9 protein-coding genes are annotated in these 19,815 nt (G+C 72.4%); 7 read left to right on the top strand and 2 right to left on the bottom strand.

Annotated features, from left to right (window positions below; all coding sequences use genetic code 11):
- The first annotated feature begins 44 nt into the window (after positions 1-44).
- The gene (locus tag RGE_RS18775; RefSeq protein ID WP_014430032.1) at positions 45-965 is read left to right on the top strand and encodes a LysR substrate-binding domain-containing protein; all 921 of its coding nucleotides are present in this window, start codon (positions 45-47) and stop codon (positions 963-965) included.
- On the opposite strand, the gene yiaY is transcribed toward RGE_RS18775, so the two are convergent.
- Entirely contained in the window at positions 949-2,100 is a 1,152-nt protein-coding gene (gene yiaY, locus RGE_RS18770; protein ID WP_014430031.1) for an L-threonine dehydrogenase, read from the bottom strand. The genes RGE_RS18775 and yiaY overlap by 17 nt on opposite strands.
- 155 nt (positions 2,101-2,255) lie before the next feature.
- Here yiaY and RGE_RS18765 point away from each other — a divergent pair, with 155 nt between their 5' ends.
- Genes RGE_RS18765 through RGE_RS18750 form a run of 4 tightly spaced genes read left to right on the top strand, consistent with a single transcriptional unit; the run spans position 2,256 to position 5,682 of the window.
- Complete coding sequence (locus RGE_RS18765) at positions 2,256-2,492, top strand: hypothetical protein (RefSeq protein WP_009856494.1); 237 nt, start codon at positions 2,256-2,258, stop codon at positions 2,490-2,492.
- A 4-nt stretch (positions 2,493-2,496) separates the two neighbouring features.
- Positions 2,497-2,985 (top strand): YgjP-like metallopeptidase domain-containing protein, encoded by a 489-nt coding sequence (locus tag RGE_RS18760; RefSeq protein WP_014430030.1) that lies wholly within the window; start codon positions 2,497-2,499, stop codon positions 2,983-2,985.
- A 34-nt stretch (positions 2,986-3,019) separates the two neighbouring features.
- Positions 3,020-4,441, top strand: coding sequence for an ATP-dependent RNA helicase DbpA (gene dbpA, locus RGE_RS18755; protein WP_014430029.1), 1,422 nt, complete (start codon positions 3,020-3,022; stop codon positions 4,439-4,441).
- Entirely contained in the window at positions 4,438-5,682 is a 1,245-nt protein-coding gene (locus RGE_RS18750) for a DEAD/DEAH box helicase (protein ID WP_014430028.1), read from the top strand. The genes dbpA and RGE_RS18750 overlap by 4 nt, the downstream gene beginning before the upstream one ends.
- On the opposite strand, the gene RGE_RS18745 is transcribed toward RGE_RS18750, so the two are convergent.
- Positions 5,683-6,372 carry a hypothetical protein gene (locus tag RGE_RS18745; protein WP_148280234.1) on the bottom strand — a complete coding sequence of 230 codons (690 nt, stop codon included), beginning with the start codon at positions 6,370-6,372 and terminating at the stop codon, positions 5,683-5,685. It lies immediately after the preceding gene.
- Between the two features lie 224 nt (positions 6,373-6,596).
- Between RGE_RS18745 and RGE_RS18740 the strand changes: the two genes are divergently transcribed.
- Positions 6,597-8,282 (top strand): ShlB/FhaC/HecB family hemolysin secretion/activation protein, encoded by a 1,686-nt coding sequence (locus RGE_RS18740; protein WP_014430026.1) that lies wholly within the window; start codon positions 6,597-6,599, stop codon positions 8,280-8,282.
- A 61-nt stretch (positions 8,283-8,343) separates the two neighbouring features.
- Entirely contained in the window at positions 8,344-19,785 is an 11,442-nt protein-coding gene (locus RGE_RS18735) for an MBG domain-containing protein (protein WP_014430025.1), read from the top strand.
- The last annotated feature ends 30 nt before the right edge of the window (positions 19,786-19,815 follow it).

Here is a 19,815-nt window from a genome sequence, read left to right as displayed (position 1 = left end):
TTAATGGGGTTCGGATCGCATTCGGCATGCGATACGCTGCATGAATGCATCGTGATCTGCTGCTGCACCTGCCGGTCGTCGTCGAGGTCGCACGGCGCGGCGGTTTCGCCGCCGCGGCGGCGGCGCTGAACCTCAGCGCCTCGGCGGTGAGCCACGCGGTGCGGGCCGTCGAGGAGCGCCTGGGCGAACCGCTGTTCGCGCGCACGACACGCAGCGTCGCGCTGACCGAAGCCGGCGAACGTTTCATCGCCGCCGTCGCGCCGGCGCTGGAAGACATCGGCCGCGCCGCCGAGAGCCTGGCCGACCGGCGCGGCGAACTCGCCGGCGTGCTGCGCCTGAACGCGCCGCGGCTGGCGGCGCCGATGGCGCTGGCGCCTGTTCTCGCCGAGCTGGCGCGCCGCCACCCGCGCCTGGTCGTCGAGCTGCACAGCAACGACGCCTTCGTCGACATCGTCGCCGCCGGCTTCGACGCCGGCGTGCGCCTGGGTGTCGCGCTGCAGCAGGACATGGTCGGCGTGCGGCTGACGCCGCCGTTTCGCGCCGTGATGGCGGCGTCGCCGGCCTATCTGGCGGCGCGTGGCACGCCGCGCACGCCCGACGAGCTGGGCGCGCACAACTGCATCGGCTTTCGCCAGCTCGCCAGCGGCCGGCTCTACGAATGGGAGTTGAACCTCGGCGGCCGCACGGTGGCGGTGCCGACGCAGGGTACGGCGGTCGTCACCGACGCCAGCGTCGCACGCGAGCTGGCGCTGGCCGGTGTCGGCATCGCCTACCTGTTCGAGCCGCTGGTCGCCGCCGACGTCCAGGCCGGCCGGCTGCAACAGGTGCTGCCGGAAACGGCGCTGGCCGAAGACGGCCTGTTCCTCTACTTCCCGCAGCGCGCCGCGCTGGCGCCCAAGCTGCGCGCCTTCGTCGACGTGGCGCGCGAGCTGGCGGGCGCCGCCGGGCTTACAGCGCCGCCTTGAACAGCGCGCAGACCTCCTCGAAGCTCGGCTTGCGCGGGTTGGTCAGGCCGCAGGCGTCCTTCATCGCGTTGGCCGCCAGCGTCGGGATGTCTTCTTCCTTCGCGCCCAGCGGGCCGACGCCGGCCGGGATGCCGACGTCGGCGGCCAGACGGCGGATGGCCTGCACGCAGGCCTCGGCGGCGGCCGCGTCGTCCAGGCCGGCGGTGTGCACGCCCATCGCACGCGCGACCTCGCCCAGGCGCGCCGCGGCGACGCTGGCGTTGAAGGCCTGCACGTGCGGCAGCAGGATCGCGTTGCAGACGCCGTGCGGCAGGTCGTAGAAGCCGCCGAGCTGGTGCGCCATCGCGTGCACGTAGCCCAGCGAAGCGTTGTTGAAGGCCATGCCGGCGAGGAACTCGGCGTAGGCCATCTGCTCGCGCGCGGCCATGTCGCGGCCGTCGGCCACCGCGGCGCGCAGGTGGCGCGAGACCAGCGTCACCGCCTGCAGCGCGCAGGCGTCGGTGATCGGCGTCGCCGCGGTCGAGACATAGGCTTCGACAGCGTGCGTCAGCGCGTCCATGCCGGTGGCCGCGGTCAGCCCCGGCGGCATGCCGGCCATCATCTCGGGGTCGTTGACCGACAGCACCGGCGTCACGTTCTTGTCGACGATGGCCATCTTCACGTGCCGGGTCTCGTCGGTGATGATGCAGAAGCGCGTCATCTCGCTGGCCGTGCCGGCGGTGGTGTTGATCGCCACCAGCGGCAGCTGCGGCCGTGCCGAGCGGTCCACGCCTTCGTAGTCGGCGATCGTGCCGCCGTTGGCCGCGACCAGCGCGATGCCCTTGGCGCAGTCGTGCGGCGAGCCGCCACCCAGCGAGATCACGAAGTCGCAGCCTTCGGCGCGCAGCAGCGCCAGGCCGGCCTCGACGTTGGCGACGTTGGGGTTGGGCTTCACGCCGTCGAAGACGGCGGCGCCGATGCCTTGTTCGCCCAGGCGCTCGACGACCTGTCCGGCGAGCCCGGCGCGCACCAGCGGCAGGTCGGTGACGATCAGCGCCTTGCGCCAGCCGTGCGACTGGATGGCCTTGACGGCGTCGCGCAGGCAGCCGGCGCCCATCAGGTTGACCGAGGGAATGTAGAAGGTGGAAGTGGCCATGTCCGGGCTCCACGGGTGAAAGGAAAGCGGCCGAACTCTCGGGCGAATCCAAGAATTCGCAATTGACTGGAATCAATTTCATCGAGGGTACAAAGCCGCGACCAGGGAAGACGCTAGCGTCGACAATCGCGTCTCCGTTTCCTCTGCGAATCAGCGTGAAGACCTACGACATCGAAGTGCAGCGCCTGAAGTCCCTGCGTCACGACAAGGGCCTGATCGAGATCGGCGTCGACGCGCTGGTGCTGCCGCGCCCGGCGCGCGACGAAGGCGCCGCCGGCTCCTGCCTCAGCCTGCCGGTCGACCAGGCGCGGGCGCTGATGCTGCTGCTCAAGCAGCAGTTCGCCGAGCTGGACAAGCTGCAGCCGCGCAGCCGCCGCTCGGGCCGCTGCTGAGCCGGTGTCCTCGCTCAAGTACCTGCAGGGTTACGCGCCCGAGCTGCTGGCGCAGGTCCAGATGCTGCTCGACGAAGGCCGGCTCGCCGACTACGTCGCGCGCCGCCACCCCGAGCCTTCGCCGGTGCGCAACGAGCGTGAGCTCTACGATTACGTCTGCGCGCTGAAGTCGCGTTACATGAAGAGCGCGCCGCCGCTGGCCAAGGTCGTCTTCGACCCCAAGCTGCACGTGCTGAAGAACGCGCTGGGCACGCACACCGCGGTCTCGCGCGTGCAGGGCGGGCGGCTGCAGGCCAAACGCGAGATCCGCATCGCCGCGCTGTTCAAGGAGGCGCCGGCCGACTTCCTGCGCACGATCGCCGTGCACGAACTGGCGCACCTGAAGGAGCGCGAGCACGACAAGGCCTTCTACGCGCTGTGCCGGCACATGGAGCCGGACTACCCGACGCTGGAGTTCGAGCTGCGGCTGTGGCTGACGGCACGCGAACTCTGATCGCCGGTGACGCGCCAGCCTCGACAATCGGGGCATGACCGAATCTCCCGCCGCGCCCGCCGGCCCCGCTTTCTCCACGCTGCCGCTCGCGGCGCCCGTGCTCGCCAACCTGCAGCAGCTGGGCTACGAGCGCATGACGCCGATCCAGGCCGCGGCGCTGCCGCCGGCGCTGGCCGGCCGCGACCTGATCGCCCAGGCCAAGACCGGCAGCGGCAAGACCGCGGCCTTCTCGCTGCCATTGCTGGCCAAGCTGGACGCGAAGCGCTTCGCCACGCAGGCGCTGGTGCTCTGTCCGACGCGTGAACTGGCCGAGCAGGTCTCGCAGGAGATCCGCCGCCTGGCGCGCGCCGAGGACAACGTCAAGGTGCTGACGCTGTGCGGCGGCGCCGCGATCCGGCCGCAGCTCGCCAGCCTGGAGCACGGCGCGCACGTCGTCGTCGGCACGCCGGGGCGTGTGCTCGACCACCTGGAGCGCGGCTCGCTGGCGCTGGAGGCGCTGACCACCTTCGTGCTCGACGAAGCCGACCGCATGCTCGACATGGGCTTCGCCGAGGACATCGCCGCCGTCGCGCGCCACTGCCCGCCGACCAGCAAGCGCCAGACGCTGCTGTTCTCGGCCACCTATCCCGAAGACGTCGCCAAGCTCGCCGCGCGCTACCTGCGCGACCCGCAGGAGGTGCGCCTGGCCGAGACCCATGCCGCGGGCCAGATCGTCGAGCGCTTCTACGAGGTGACCGAGAGCCAGCGCCTGCACGCCGTCGGCCTGCTGCTGCAGCGTTTCCGCCCCGAGAGCACGCTGGCCTTCTGCAACACCAAGCAGCAGTGCCGCGACCTGGTGGCGGTGCTGCAGGCCCAGGGCATCGTCGCGCTCGAACTGCACGGCGACCTGGAGCAGCGCGACCGCGACCAGGTGCTGGTGCGTTTCGCCCACCGCAGCGCCAGCGTGCTGGTGGCCACCGACGTCGCCGCGCGCGGGCTGGACATCGCCAAACTCGAAGCGGTGATCAACGTCGACATCACGCCCGAGCCCGAGGTCCACACCCACCGCATCGGCCGCACCGGGCGCGCCGGCGAGAGCGGGCTGGTGTTCAACCTCGCCAGCCTCGACGAGATGGGCCGTGTCGGCCGCATCGACGAGATGCAGGGCCGGCAGAGCGTCTGGCACCCGCTGGCCGAGTTGGAAGCCGAGCTGGCCAAGGCCGGGCCGCAGCCGCCGCTGCTGCCGCCGATGGTGACGCTGCAGATCCTCGGCGGGCGCAAGGAGAAGATCCGCCGCGGCGACGTGCTGGGCGCGCTGACCAAGGACCTGGGGCTGGACGCCGCCGCGGTCGGCAAGATCGACGTCAACGACTTCTCGACCTACGTCTCGGTGCGCCGCGACCTCGCCGATCAGGCGCTGCGCGGCCTGGCGCGCGGCAAGGTCAAGGGCCGCACCGTCAAGGCGCGGCGGCTGTGAGCGCGGGCTTTGCCGTCCTCGGGCTCACGCCGGCGCTGCAGCGTGCCTGTGCCGAGCTCGGCTTTGCCGTGCCGACGCCGGTGCAGCAGCAGGCCATCCCGCCGGCGCTCGACGGCCAGGACCTCGTCGCGCGCGCGCCCACCGGCTCGGGCAAGACCGCGGCCTACGCGCTGGCGATGCTGCACCGCTTCGACATCACGCCGCGCGAAGGCCGGCGCGTCACGCGCGCGCTGCTGCTGGTGCCGACACGCGAGCTCGCGGTGCAGGCCGGCCAGACGCTGCGCGCGATGGCGCGCGAGATGGCCGAGCCGGTGAAAGTGGCGGTGGTGTTCGGCGGCGTCTCGGTGAACCCGCAGATGATGGGCCTGCGTGGCGGCGCCGAAGTCGTCGTCGCGACGCCGGGCCGGCTGCTGGACCTGGTCGAACGCAACGCGCTGCAGCTCGGCGAGGTGCAGCTGCTGGTGCTCGACGAAGCCGACCGCCTGCTCGACGACGGTTTCGCCGACGAGCTGGAGCGTGTGCTCGCACTGTTGCCGGCCGAACGCCAGCAGCTGCTGTTCTCGGCGACCTTCCCGCCCGCCGTGCAGGCGCTGGCGACCCGATTGCTGCACGCGCCGGTGCAGGTCGCGGTCGACGCCGCGCCCGAGGCCGGCGGCCCGGCGATCGAGCAGCACGCGGTCGAGGTCGACACCGCGCAGCGCACGCCGCTGCTGCGCCGGCTGCTGGCCACGCACGACTGGCCGCGCGTGCTGGTCTTCGTCGCCACGCGCCACGCCAGCGAGATGGTGGCGGCCAAGCTGCAGCGCGCCGGCATCGCCGCCGCGGCCCTGCACGGCGACCTGAGCCAGGGCGCGCGCTCGCGTGTGCTGGCCGAGCTGGCGCACGGCAGGCTGCGCGTCGTGCTCGCCACCGACCTCGCGGCGCGCGGGCTGCACATCCCGGCGTTGGCCGCGGTCATCAACTACGACCTGCCGCGCTCGGCCGCCGACTACACGCACCGCATCGGCCGCACGGCGCGCGCCGGCGCCACCGGCGAAGCCTGGAGCTTCGTCACCGCGGCCAGCGAGGCGCATTTCCGCCTCATCGAGAAGCGCCAGGGCCGGCGTGTCGAACGTGAGCGTGTCGAGGGTTTCGAGCCCACCGAGACCGCGCCGGAAGCGCCCGCCGGCAACGGCGGCGTCAAGGGCCGGCGCAAGAGCCGCAAGGACAAGCTGCGCGAAGCGGCCGTGCGCGGGGCCTGATCAGCTGCGGCGCAGCAGCGCCTTGGCGGCCTCGATGCGCTGTGCCAGCGGCGCCGCGGCGTCGCGCATCACCGCGAGCAGGAAACGTTCGGCTTCGCGTTCGGGCGCCGTGCGCGGCTCCGGCGCAGCCGCTGCCGCGGCCGTGTCCGGCGGCGCCAGCTGAGGCAGCGTCGCGGCCAGTTCGTCGGGCGTGATCGGCCGCAGCGGCGCCAGCAGCGACGCCTGGGCGTCGTCGCCGGGCGGCAGTTCCAGCCACGGCGTTTCGGTGAACAGCGGCGCCAGGTCGGGCGAGACCAGCGCCGCCCAGCGCTCGGCGCCGAGTTCGCTGCCGGGCAGGGCCGGCGGCGCGGCCTCGGGCGCCGGCCAGCAGCGCCGCCGGGCGGGCGGCAGTTCGTCCAGCCAGCGCCGGCACAGCCCTTCGGCCAGCGCGCGCGCCGAAGCGGCCTCCACCGGCTGCTGCAGCGAGAACCAGAGCTGCAGCCCGTCGCGACCGGACAGCACGATCGCCGGCGCCGGCAGCGCCAGTTCGTTCTGCACGCCGGCCCAGACCGCGCCCAGCAGCGTGGCGTCGACCGGCGCGACGAGTTCGACCACCGCCGCGCGCACCCGGCCCGTGGCGTCGGTCCAGGTGCCGTCGCCGTCGGACGGGCACAGATAGAGGCGGCGGAGTTCGGTCTGGAGTCGGTTCATGGCGATGCGGCCGTGACTGTAGGCCATCGTGCACCTTGGGGGGGCGCGGCCGTTTCGGCCCGGCGCTTCCGTCGGATGAACTAGGTATTTCTGCTAAAGCTGCGTTTTCTGGTGTCAATTCTCGTGGCGTGCCTCGGGCCTTGGACCTAAGCTTTCCTGACTTCCGGGCTTGACAGCATCCGTCGCTGGCGATCCCGGTTCTTCTGGTTCAGGGAGCCGAATCAATGCACAAGAAGTCCCTGGGTGCCGTGGCCGCCGCCACGCTGCTGGTCTGCGGCCCGCTTCACGCGCAGACCCCCCCCGACGCAGGCAAGCTGTTGCGCGACACCGAACGAGGCGTTCCGGTGCCACCGCCCCCGCCGCCGACCACCACCGCCCCGGCCGCGTCGCCCGACGCGGCGCCCGGCGCGCGCGTGCAGGTCGTCGGCTTCCGGCTGCGCGGCGTGACGCTGCTGTCCGAAGCCGAGCTGCAGGTGCGCCTGGCGCCGTTCGTCGGCCAGCCGGCGAGCCTGGCCGACCTGCGCCGCGCCGCCGACACCGTCGCCCGCGCCTATGAGGAAGCCGGCTATCTGGTGCGCGCCTTCCTGCCGGAGCAGACGCTGAGCGAGGGCATCGTCACCATCGAGGTGCTCGAAGGCCGGCTCTCCGGCGTGCGTGTCGAGCAGGCGCCGCCGGGGCGCAACGTCGGCGAGCGCCGTGTCGTCGAGACGATGACCGCGCGCCAGAAGGTCGGCGCGCCGGTGCGTGCCGACGACGTGCAGCGTGCCGTGGGCCTGCTCGATTCGCTGCCCGGCGTGCAGGCGAGTTCGGTGCTCGAGCCCGGCGAGCAGCCCGGCGAGACGCGCCTCGTCGTCGCGGTGCTCGACGAGCCGATGTTCGGCGGCCATCTGCAGCTGGACAACGCCGGCACCCGCGCCAGCGGCGAGTGGCGCAGCACCGGCTCCTTCGAGGTCAACAGCCCGCTGCGTTTCGGCGACCAGCTCCAGTTCTTCGGCAGCCACAGCGCCGGCTCGGACTATGGCAGCGCCGGCTACAGCCTGCCCGTCGGCTACGACGGCTGGCGCGCCAGCGCGACGCTGTCGCGCCTGGCCTACGGCTACGACCTGAACTCCACGCGCTACAGCGGCGGCGCCACCTCCTGGGCGGCGACTGCCAGCTATGCGCTGCTGCGCCGTGCCGGCGCATCGCTGAGCCTGAGCCTGGCCTACGACCACAAGGCCTTCGACAACGCCATCGCCGGCCTCCAGATCAACGACAAGACGGTGGCCACGCGCACGCTGGCGCTGGGCGGCGACGCCGCCGATGCCTGGCTGGGCGGCGGCGTCACGCAGTTCTCGCTGTCGCTGGCCTTCGGCCGGCTGGACCTGGGCGGCAACGCCGCCGACCTCGCCGCCGACCAGGGCGCCGGCGGCCCCGACCGCGAGGGCAGCTTCCGCAGCCTCGGCTGGTCGCTGACGCGGCTGCAGCGCCTGAGCGCGGCCGACACGCTGCAGCTGTCGTGGTCGGGCCAGCGCGCCAACCGCAACCTCGACTCGTCGCAGAAGTTCAACGTCACCGGCCCGTCGGCCGTGCGCGCGTACTCCAGCTCGGAGCCCAGCGGCGACGACGGCACGCTGGCCAGCATCGAGTGGCGCCACCAGCTCACGCCCGAGCTGACGCTGTCGCTGTTCCACGACCACGCCTGGCTGCGCCGCGACCACGAGCGCAACAGCGCGACGCTGGACCCCAACCGCTACACGCTGGCCGGCCACGGCCTGGGCGCGACCTGGAGCGGCCCCGGCCAGCTGCTGGCCCGCGCCGCGCTGTCCTGGCGCGCCGGCCGCAACCCGGTGCGCACCGCCACCGGCGACGACAGCGACGGCACCCAGCGCGACCCGCGCCTCTTCGTCTCGCTCGTCAAGGCCTTCTGAGCCTGTCGACCCGCGTGCGGGCTCCGCGCCCGCCGCCCCGCCTCATTTCCGGAGTACCTCCATGAACCACGGTCCTGGCGCCCTGAACCGCATCTATCGTCTCGTCTGGAACGACAGCACCGGCGCCTGCGTCGCGGTCGCCGAAGGCACGCGCTCGCGCGGCAAGCGCAGCAGCGGCGTGGCGGGCTTCGTGCTGGGCGCCGGGCTGGTGCTGGGCACCGGCGCCGCCTGGGCCGGCCCGCCGGCCGCCGGTGCGCTGCCGCAGGGCGGGCAACTGGTCAGCGGCCAGGCGACGACGCGCCAGCAGGGCAGCCGGCTGGACATCTCGCAGACCAGCCAGCGCGCGGCGATCAACTGGCTGAGCTTCGACGTCGGCAGCCAGGCGCAGGTGCAGATCCAGCAGCCCAACGCGCAGTCGGTGCTGCTCAACCGCGTCACCGGCGCCGACCCGTCGGCGATCTACGGCCGGCTCGACGCCAACGGCCAGGTGCTGCTGGTCAACCCGAACGGCATCGTCTTCGGCCGCGGTTCGCGCGTCGACGTCGGCGGCCTGGTCGCCAGCACGCTGGACATCGCCGACGCCGATTTCGCCGCCGGGCGACTGAAGTTCAGCCGCGGCACGGCCACCGGCAGCGTCGTCAACCAGGGCACGATCAACGCCGCCAACGGCGGTTACGTCGCGCTGCTGGCGCCCGAGGTGCTCAACGAAGGCGTGGTCAGCGCGCGCCTGGGCACGGTGGCGCTGGCCGCCGGCGACGCGGTGACGCTGGACGTCGCCGGCAGCGAGCTGCTGGGCGTCAAGGTCGACCCGGCGACGGTGGCCGCGCTGGTCGAGAACCGCCAGCTCGTGCAGGCCGAAGGCGGCCGCGTGATCCTCAGCGTCGGCGCCGCGCAGCGCCTGCGCGAACAGGCGGTGGCCGGCAGCGCCGGCGCCGACGCGCTGGTCGACGACGGCGGCACGCTGCGTCTGGTGACGGCCGGCGGCCGCATCGATGCCGGCACCGGCCGCGTGCAGATCGAAGGCTCGAGGGTCGAGGTCGACGGCCAGGTGGCCGCCGCCGGCGGCCGCATCGACGTCCAGGCCGACTATCTGGGCCAGGGCGGCGTGCTCGACGCCAGCGCCGCCAGCGGCCGCGGCGGCCGCATCACGGTCGACGCCGGCAGCGTCGTGCAGACCGCCTCGGCGGCGCTGAAGGCCGACGGCAGCAGCGGCGGCGACATCCGCCTCGGCGCCGACGACCGCGTCTACAGCTCGGCCACGTTCAGCGCGCTGGGCCGCGCCGGCCGCGGCGGCGACGTCGCGGTGACGGCCGACAGCGTGCAGCTGCGCGCCGCGACGCTGGACTCCAGCGGCCGCGACGGCGGCGGCCGCGTGCGTGTGGGCGGCGGCTTCCAGGGCGGCGACGCCGACCTGGCGAATGCCCGCGAGCTGGGCGTCAACGGCACGACCGTGCTGCGTGCCGACGCCACACGCAGCGGCGACGGCGGCCAGGTCGTGCTCTGGTCCGACGAACGCACCACCTTCGGCGGGCGGCTGAGCGCCCGCGGCGGCGGCTCGGGCGGCAACGGCGGCAGCGCCGAAGTCTCGGGCAAGCAGGACCTCGTCTTCGGCGGCAACGCCGACCTCGCCGCGCCCAAGGGACGTGCCGGCCGGTTGCTGCTGGATCCGCGCAACATCCTGGTGGACAACGCTTCGGCTGCGCTCGCCACCTTGGAGATGAGCGACCCGACGCCCGGCAACACCAACGGGTTCGGCAGCACCGTCAGCGTGCTGGGCAACGGCAACGTCGTCGTCACCGCGCCCAACGCCAGCACCGGCGCGACTACCGCCACCGGTGCCACTTACCTCTTCAACAGCCAGACCGGCGCGCTGCTGGCCAACCTGCGCGGTGCCAGCGCGGGCGACAAGATCGGCAGCGGCGGCGTCCGCGTGCTGAGCAGCGGCCACTATCTGGTGCTGAGCCCCGACTACGGCACGACGGCGGCGTCCAAGACCGTCACCTCCTACGACACGCAGGACACGGCGGGCTCCGCCCTGTCGCCTTCGGCCAGCCGGTCCTATGCGCTGGTGGACAACACGACCGCCTCGGCCGGCGCCATCACCTGGCAGAACAAGGTGGGCAGCGGTTCGGCGACCGTCAGCAGCGGCAACAGCCTGGTCGGCAGCACGGCCAATGTCGACAGCCTGACCCGCTACACGTACAGCGGCCTGACGGTCAACAACGCCGGTGCTGTCACCGTCACGGCCAATGACCGCGTCGGCGGCGCCGACGTTCTGGACAACAACGGCAATGTCGTGCGTCCGGGCACCACCATCACTGAGCTCACCGACGGCAACCTGGCCATCGGCGTGCCGACATGGTTCAACGGCCGCGGCGCCGTGGTCTGGATGGACGCCAGCAACGGCCACCTGGCCACCGGCGCAGCCGGTGGCGTGATCTCGTCCGGCACGGCATTCGTGGGCAGCACGCCCAACCGTACGCTCGCGCCGCTGGAAGCGGCCGTCAGCGACAGCAGCAAGAAGCTCTATGTGCTGGGGCAGCGCACGCCGAACAATCCGCTGTACAACCCGATCGACCTGGACCGCTTCGGTACCGCATCGCTGCCGCAGCAGTACACCGACGGCGGCGTGAACCGGCGCACGACGCCGCCGGGTGCCGCCGGCGACCTGGTGGGCCAGATCGTCGTGCCGCTGCCTGGCGGCGCCTACGTCATCGACTCGCCGCTGTGGACCAATGGCAGTGCGAGCTATGCCGGCGCCGTGACCTGGGCAGCATCGGGCGGCGCCGTCGGCACGATCGGCAGCGGCAACAGCCTGGTCGGCAGCAGCTCCTACGACTTCGTCGGCAGCGGCGGCGTCAAGACGGTGGGCGGCAGCGGCCAGAACTACGTCGTCGTCAGCCCGTTCTGGAGCGGCAACGGCAACGCCGCCGCCGGGCGCTACCTGGAGAACAGCCCCAATGGCGCGGTCACCTGGGTGGACGGCAGCAACGGGCAACCGTTCTCGGCCGGCAGCACCGGTGCGGCCGTCGGCTCGTCCAACAGCCTGATCGGCGCTGCGGGCGACGGCGTCGGCGCCTACTCGCTGGGCAACGGCTTGCCCTACACCAGCTACGAGTACAACAGCAGCTCCGGCAGCAACTCGTCGACGAGTTCCACCCGCAAGCAGGGCGCCCTCACCGGCGGCGTGCTCCAGTTGCGTAACGGCAATTACCTCGTCGACGCCACCACCTGGAGCGGCAGCGCGGGGGCCGTCAGCTTCGGCGACGGCGGCACGGGCCTCGCGGGCCTCGTTTCGGCGTCCAACAGCCTGGTGGGGTCCACGGCTTCCGACCAGGTCGGCCAGTTCGTCGTCGAGCTCGCCGGCAGCAACTACGTGGTGGTCTCGCCCGACTGGGACAACGGTGGCGCGGCCAATGCCGGCGCGGTGACCTGGGGCAGCGGCACGTCCGGACGTACCGGCGCGGTCGGCGGCGGCAACAGCCTCGTGGGCTCGGGTGCCTACGACGCGGTCGGCTCCGGCGGTGTGCAGCCCGTGGGCGCGCAGGGCGCCAACGGGCTGCGCAGCAACTACATCGTGCTCAGCCCGAAATGGGGCAACCGGGGCGGCAATGCGCAGAGCACCGTGGCCTATGGCGCGGTGACCTGGGTGGACGGCAGCAATGGCCAGCCCTTCGCTGCGGGCAGCACCGGCGCGGCGCTGTCCTCGTCCAACAGCCTCGTCGGCGACCATGCCGGCGACTATGTCGGCAGCGTGCACTACGGCGACTCGCGCAGCGGCAGTTACAACAACAATGCCAACGGCACCTATTACACCTCGCTCGGTGGCTGGGACGCGATGCTGACGGCGTCGGTCAGCGTGCTGTCGGACGGCAACTATGTCGTCCGCAGCCCGAACTGGGACAGCGGCAAGGGTGCGGCCACGCTGGGCGCTGGAGGCACCGGCCTGGCCGGTGCCATCAGTGCCAGCAACAGCCTGGTGGGCGCCGTGTCGGACGTGACCAGCGTCTCCACGACCAACCAGACACGCGGCGGCGTCAGCTGGACCGACGTCACCACCTACCTGACGACCACCGGCGACCACGTCGGCCTGCTGGGCGGGGCGCTGGATGGCGGCAGCTATCTGGTCATCAGCCCGTTCTGGGGTTCGGGCAAGGGAGCCGTCACCTGGCTGGGCAGCGGCAACAGCACCGGCACGGTGGGCAGCGGCAACAGCCTGGTCGGCAACACGGCCGACACCTTCAACAACGCCAACCACACCGCGATCACCGCGGTGGGTGACCGCCTCGGCACGCTGGCCACCTCGGCCTGGGCGACGCCGACGGTGTCCTCCGGCACGGTCAGCGGCCAGGCGGCCAGCACCACCACGACCCGCCCCGTGGGGCCGTACGTCGCCACGGTCGGCAGCTCCACGTATGGCAGCAACTATTCGGTGATCCAGCCGCAGTCGCTGACGGTCGCGCCTGACGGCTACGGCGGCGTCTACACGGGCTTCGTGCTCAACGTGACGCCGATCTACCAGCAGCTGTCCAACGGCAACGTGCTGGTGGCCAGCCCGAACTGGAACAACACCGGCGCCGCCCAGGCCGGTGCGGTGACCTGGATCAACGGCAGCAACGGCCAGCTGGTCGGCGGTGCCAGCGGCGGCGTGCTCTCGGCCAGCAACAGCCTGGTGGGCAGCCACGCGGGCGACTACATCGGCTTCCGTCTGCCCATCGACGGCGTGACCGAACTGAGCAACGGCAACTTCGTGCTGTCCAACTCGCAGTGGTACAGCGAGCGTGGCGCAGTCACCTGGGGCAGCGGCACGGCCGGCGTGGCCGGCACCATCTCGGCCAGCAACAGCCTGGTCGGCTCGACGCCCTCCGCCAGCGTGCAGGAGCCGACGAGCTACCAGAAGCTGCCGGGCATGAGCGACTCCAGCGACTACATCAACCGCTACATCGAGGGCAAGGGCTTCAACTACGACTGGCCCGACCGCGTCACGACGATGGACGGCGACCGCGTGGGCTACGGTGGCGTCAAGGCGCTGGCCGACGGCAGTGCCGTCGTCGCGTCGCCGTTCTGGGGCTCCGCGGCGGCCTGGGACCAGTACTCCGCTCCCGCGTCCAAGGGAGCGGTGACCTGGATCAACGGCAGCAACGGCCACCTCAAGGACGGCAGCACGGGCGCGGCCGTCGATGCGACGAACTCGCTGGTGGGCGCCGTTGCAGGCGATGCCGTCGGCTACTCGGCGTTCATCGATCCCAGTTCGGCGCAGCATTTCGCCTTCGGCGGCGTCACGGTGCTGGGCGGTGGCCGTTATGCCGTCGCCAGCCCGTGGTGGTCGAACGGCTCGGCCAGCGGCGCGGGGGCCGTGACCTTTGGCGACGTGGGGGGCGTGGCCGGCACCGTCTCGGCCAGCAACAGCCTCGTCGGCACCACGGCCGGTGACCAAGTCGGCATCGCCACGTCGCTGTACGACCCGAACACCTACATCAGCTCGGTGGTCAGCGGCGTCACGGCCGTAACCGCCAACGGCCAGACGAACTACGTGGTGCGCTCGGGCCATTGGACGAACACGGCCGACCGCAGCGGCGGCGGTGCCGGCGCCGGGGCCGTGACCTGGGTCGATGGCACGACGGGCCGGGCCTACGGCGAGTCGTCCGTCGGTGCCGGCGTCAGCTCGCGCAACAGCCTGGTGGGCAACGCCGCCGGCGACGGCGTCGGCGCCAACTTCGTGGCGCTGACCCACAACGGCAGCGCCACCGGCGACCTGATGTTCTTCAGCGCGCTGGACTACTGCGGCATCGACGGCTACGGCGCCGTCACGCTGCTGTCCGGCGCCCAGGGCGCGGCCGGCGAGATCGGCTGGCGCAACAGCGTGCTCGGCCTGGCGCAGTCCAGCCTGGGCCAGAACACCTCCACGGTCGCCTCGGGCACGCTGTCCAGCGACATCCGGGTGGCGATGCTGCCGACGGCCGTCACCAGTGCCGAGCGCGTGGCCTACCGGCCGCTGATCTGGGCCACCCCCAACGGCACGAGCGGCAAGAACAGCAGCCAGCTGTACGCCGCGACGCTGGTCGACGAGAGCGCCTCCGGCGGCGCCATCGTGGACCCCATCCACAACGCGGGCGGCGCCAACTGGGACGGCAGCCGCTTCGCGCCCGACGGCAGCGCCTACACCGCCAGCGGCGGCAGCACCTCGACGGGACTGCTGGGCTTCTCGGCCAACGCGTCGACCGACATCGTCATCACGCCGACGACGATCACGAACATGCTCAACGCCGGCACCGGCGTGACCCTGCAGGCCAACAACGACATCCGCATCGCCCGCGACATCACCAGCTCGGCCGGCGGCACCGGAGGCAGCCTCACGCTGGAAGCCGGGCGCAGCGTCTATCTCGACGCCAGCATCACGACCGACAACGGCAACCTCAGCCTCATCGCCAACCAGGGCGTGGCCCAGGGCGTGGTGGACTCGGCCTGCAGCAGCTGCGTGAGCGAGATCGTGCAGCGCGCCGGGACCACGCTGGATGCCGGCACCGGCCAGGTCGCCATCACGCTGAAGAAGTCCACCGACAAGACCAGCAACGCGGCAGGCGACATCGTGCTGGCCAACGTGCGCGGCGCGGACATCACCGTCACCAACGCCGGCCTCAATGCGAGCAGCCAAGGGCGCGGCGTGCGCTTCCAGAGCGGCGCGGTGGTCGGCAACGCCGGCACGCAGTCGCTGATCTTCCGCGTCGGCGGCCACACCGCTCAGGGGGGCGGCCTGCTGCTGGCGGGCGACACCCAGCTCGTCGGCGCCAGCGGCGCCAGCTTGCAGGTCGCGGCCGCGGATCCGACGCTGACGGCGTCGCTCGGCGCTTCCAACAACGGCTTCGGCATCCTGTCCACCGAGATCGGGGCCGTGATCCATCAGTCCAACGGGTTTACCAACCTGATGTTCGGCCGTACCGACCAGAGCGGCGCCACGACCATCGGCGCGCTGGACTTCACTCAGGCCAGCATGCGGCGTGGCGCCGCCACGCTGGACGCCGATGTCAGCCTGCTGGGCGGATCGGGCGGCGTGACGCTGGCCGGCACCCTCGCCTCCGGCGAAGCCGCCGGCCGGCGCCTGGCGCTGCAGGCCAACGGCGGTACGCTGGCGCTGGGCAACAACACCGTCACGGCCAGCACCGGTGTGCTGGAACTGGCCAGCGGCACCGGCGGCAGCATCACCCAGGGTGCCTCGGGCACTGTCAGTGCCAGCCAGCTACTGTTCAGCGGCACGGGCTCGGCCACGCTGACCGGCAGCGGCAATGCCGTGGGCACGGTGGCCGGCCAGATCGGCACGGCGACGCTGAAGAACGCCGTCAGCAGCCTGACGGTCGGCAGCGTGGACGGCGTCGATGGCCTGGCCTTCACCAGCGGCGGAACGCTGCAGGCCGCGGGCGCCAGCAGCGACGTCGTGCTCGACCAGACGCTCAGCACCGGTTCGGGCACCCTGGTCGTCGCCGCGGGGCGCAACTTCGTCAACAACCTCGCCACCGACACCGGGCTGAGCGTGGGCAGCGGGCGCTACCTGGTCTATTCCAGCAGCCCCTCGGGTTCGACCGAGGGCATGACCGGCTACGCCAAGCACTACGCCGAGAGCTACAGCGGCAGCGCGCCGGGCTACGCGGCCAGTGGCAACTGGTTCCTCTACAGCACGGCGCCCACGCTGACCGTCTCGGTCGGCGCCGGCTCGAGCATCACCTACGGCGACGCCGGCGCGGCGCCGGGCGTGAACATCACCGGTTTCATCGACGGCGACACCCAGGGCTCGGCCACCACCGGCAGCCTGAACTTCACCAGCAGCGGCTACGCGCCTTCGAGCGCCGGCTTCATGCCGGCCGGCACCTACACGGTCAACCTGATCGGCCAGGGGACCTTTGCCAGCTCGCTGGGCTACCAGATCACCGTCAACACCGGCAGCAGCAGCTTCGTCGTCAACCCCAAGGCCATCAACGTGGCCGGTCTGACCGCGGGCAGCAAGGTCTATGACGGCACGACCACCGCCCAGGTCAACGGCGCGGCCTCGATCAGCGGCGGCGGCAGCGTCGACAACGACGGCAAGGCCTTGAACGGCGACGACGTCTTCATCTCCGGCACCGCTGCCGGCGCCTTCGCCGACCGCCACGCCGGAACCGGCAAGTCGGTCACGCTCTCCGGCCTGACGCTGGGCGGCGCCGACGCCGGCAACTACACGATCAGCACGAACTCGGTGACGGCCGACATCACGGCCAAGACGCTGACCGTCAGCGGCCTCGGCGTGGCGTCGAGCAAGGTCTACGACGGTTCGCTCTCGGCCACCGTCGTCGGCAGCGGCAGCCTGCTGTCCGCCCAGGCGCCCGGCAGCGGCAGCAGCAGCGACGGCAAGCCCTACAGCGGCGACACGATCGCGCTCACCGGCACGGCCACCGGCAGCTACAACGCCGCCAGCGTCGCCGGCGCCAACACCGTCAGCTTCGGCGGCCTGACGCTGAGCGGCGCGCAGGCGGGCGACTACGTGCTGTCGCTGGGCAGCCAGGCGGCGACGATCACGCCCAAGGCGCTGAACGTCACCGGCCTGACGGCGCAGAACAAGGTCTACGACGCGACGACGACCGCCACGTTCGGCGGCACGGCGGCGCTGTCGGGCGTCGTCGGCAGCGACGCGGTGTCGCTCACCGGCACGCTGGCGGCCAGCTTCGGCACGGCCGACGCGGGCACGAACAAGAGCATCACGACGAGCGGCCTCACGCTCACCGGCGTGGCGGCCGGCAACTACTCGCTGACGGCGCTGACGGCGCAGGCCGACATCACGCCGCGCACGCTGAACGTCAGCGCGCTCGACCGTTCCAAGACCTACGGCGGTGCCGACCCGACGCTGGGCTTCAGCGTCGGCGGCCTGGGCCTGGTCGGCGGCGACAGCGCGGCCGACGTCTTCTCCGGTCTGCTGAACACCGTCACTGGCGCCTCGGCGACCGCGGGTACGCATGCGATCACCCAGGGCACGCTGGCGGTGGCCGATGGCAACTACCAGCTCGGCACGTTCAGCGCCGGCACGCTGACGGTGGCCAAGGCGCAGCTGGACGTGACGGCGGCCGACCGCAGCAAGGTCTACGGCGCGGCCGACCCGACGCTGGCCTACACGGTCGACGCCGGCGACCTGAAGTACAGCGACACCGCGGCGGTGGTCAGCGGCGTCTCGCTGGCGACGGTCACCGGCGCGACCGCGACGGCGGGCACGCACGCCATCGCGGCCAGCGGCGGCACGGCGGCCAACTACGACATCGTGCTGCACGACGGCACGCTGACGGTGGCCAAGGCGCAGCTGGCGGTGAGCGCCAACGACGCGAGCAAGGTCTACGGCGCGGCCGACCCGGCGCTGGGCTACACGGTGGACACCAGCGGCCTGAAGTACAGCGACACCGCGGCGGTGGTCAGCGGCGTTTCGCTGACGACGGCCACCGGCGCCGCGGCGACGGCGGGCACGCACGCCATCGCCGCCGGCGGCGGCAGCGCGTCCAACTACGAGCTGCAGTACGTCGGCGGCACGCTGACGGTGAGCAAGGCGCAGCTGGACGTGACGGCGGCCGACCGCAGCAAGGTCTACGGCGCGGCCGAGCCGACACTGGGCTTCGCGGTCGATGCGAGCGACCTGAAGTACGCCGACACGGCCGCGGTGGTCAGCGGCGTCTCGCTGAGCACGGCCACCGGCGCGGCGGCGACGGCCGGCACGCACGTCATCGCCGCCAGCGGCGGCGCCGCGGCCAACTACGACATCGTGCTGCACGACGGCACGTTGACGGTGGCCAAGGCGCAGCTGGACGTGACGGCCGCCGACCGCAGCAAGGTCTACGGCGCGGCCGACCCGACGCTGGCCTACACGGTCGACGCCGGCGACCTGAAGTACAGCGACACCGCGGCGGTCGTCAGCGGCGTCTCGCTGGCGACGGCGACCGGCGCGGCGGCGACGGCGGGCACGCACGCCATCGCGGCCAGCGGCGGCACGGCGGCCAACTACGACATCGTGCTGCACGACGGCACGCTGACGGTGACCAAGGCGCAGCTGGCGGTCTCCGCCAACGACGCCAGCAAGGTCTACGGCGCGGCCGATCCGACGCTGGGCTACACGGTCGACACCAACGGCCTGAAGTACAGCGACACGGCGGCGGTGGTCAGCGGCGTTTCGCTGAGCACGGCCACCGGCGCCGCGGCGACGGCGGGCACGCACGCCATCGCCGCCGGCGGCGGCAGCGCGGCCAACTACGAGCTGCAGTACGTCGGCGGCACGCTGACGGTGAGCAAGGCGCAGCTGGACGTGACGGCGGCCGACCGCAGCAAGGTCTACGGCGCGGCCGACCCGACACTCGGCTTCGCGGTCGATGCGAGCGACCTGAAGTACGCCGACACGGCCGCGGTCGTCAGCGGTGTCTCGCTGACGACGGCCACCGGCGCGGCGGCGACGGCCGGCACGCACGTCATCGCCGCCAGCGGTGGCAGCGCGGCCAACTATGAGCTGGTGCTGCACGACGGCACGCTGACGGTGGCCAAGGCGCAGCTGACGGTCAACGCCGACGACAAGTCCAAGATCGCCGGCGAGCGCGACCCGGCGCTGAGCTATCACGTCGACACCCGCCAGCTCTTCTACGCCGACACGGAAGCCGTGGTCAGCGGGGTGCAGCTGAACGCGCCGGGCGGCAGCGGGCTCGCGCCGGGGCAGTACGCCATCGTCGCCTCCGGCGGCACTGCGGACAACTACGCCCTGCAGTACGTCGACGGCACGCTGACGGTCAAGCCCTCGTCCAACGTCAACTCCGAGAAGCTGGCCAACCAGATCACGCCCGAGACGGGCGCCGGCGCCGCCCCGGTGGTGACGGTGCCGCCGGCGGGCGGTGCGCCGGCCCCGGCGATCGGACAGCCGGGCTCGATGGTCGTCGTCGGCGGCGGCGTCTCGGGTGGCAGCGATGCCGGCGCCATGGCCGGTACCACCGGCGGGCAGACGGGGGGTACCTCGGGCGCCACGAGCGGTGGGACGACTGGTGGAGCAACTGGTGGAGCAACTGGTGGAACGACCGGTGCTGCGGCCGACGGCGCCACCGGGGCGACCGGGTCGCCGAGTTCCTCGGGCTCCACGGGCTCCACGGGCAGCACGGGCAGCACGGGCACCTCGGATTCGTCCACCGGCGCCACCGGCGGGACGCCGGCCGCCGGGTCCCCGTCCTCGCTGGTCGTCGTCGAGCCGCAGAGCCAGGTGACGCTGTCGGCCGCGGGAGGCTTCCGCTTCGACACCAGCACCAGCTTCGACAAGCCGGCCGACACGCGGCTCAGCTACAGCGCGCGTCTGGCCGACGGGTCGCCGCTGCCGGCGTGGATGTCGCTGGACACCGCCACCGGCGTGCTCAGCGGCGTGCCGCCGGCCGGTGCGCCGGCGACGCTGAACGTCGTCGTCACCGCGCAGACCGAAGCCGGCGCCTCGGCCTCGACCGTCGTGCGGGTGGACGCCGGCCGCTGAACCTGGGGCGCCGCGGCGGCGACGCCGTGG

This window comes from Rubrivivax gelatinosus IL144, from assembly GCF_000284255.1.
Taxonomy (GTDB): domain Bacteria; phylum Pseudomonadota; class Gammaproteobacteria; order Burkholderiales; family Burkholderiaceae_C; genus Rubrivivax; species Rubrivivax gelatinosus_A.
This window is presented reverse-complemented; position numbering and strand designations above follow the sequence as displayed.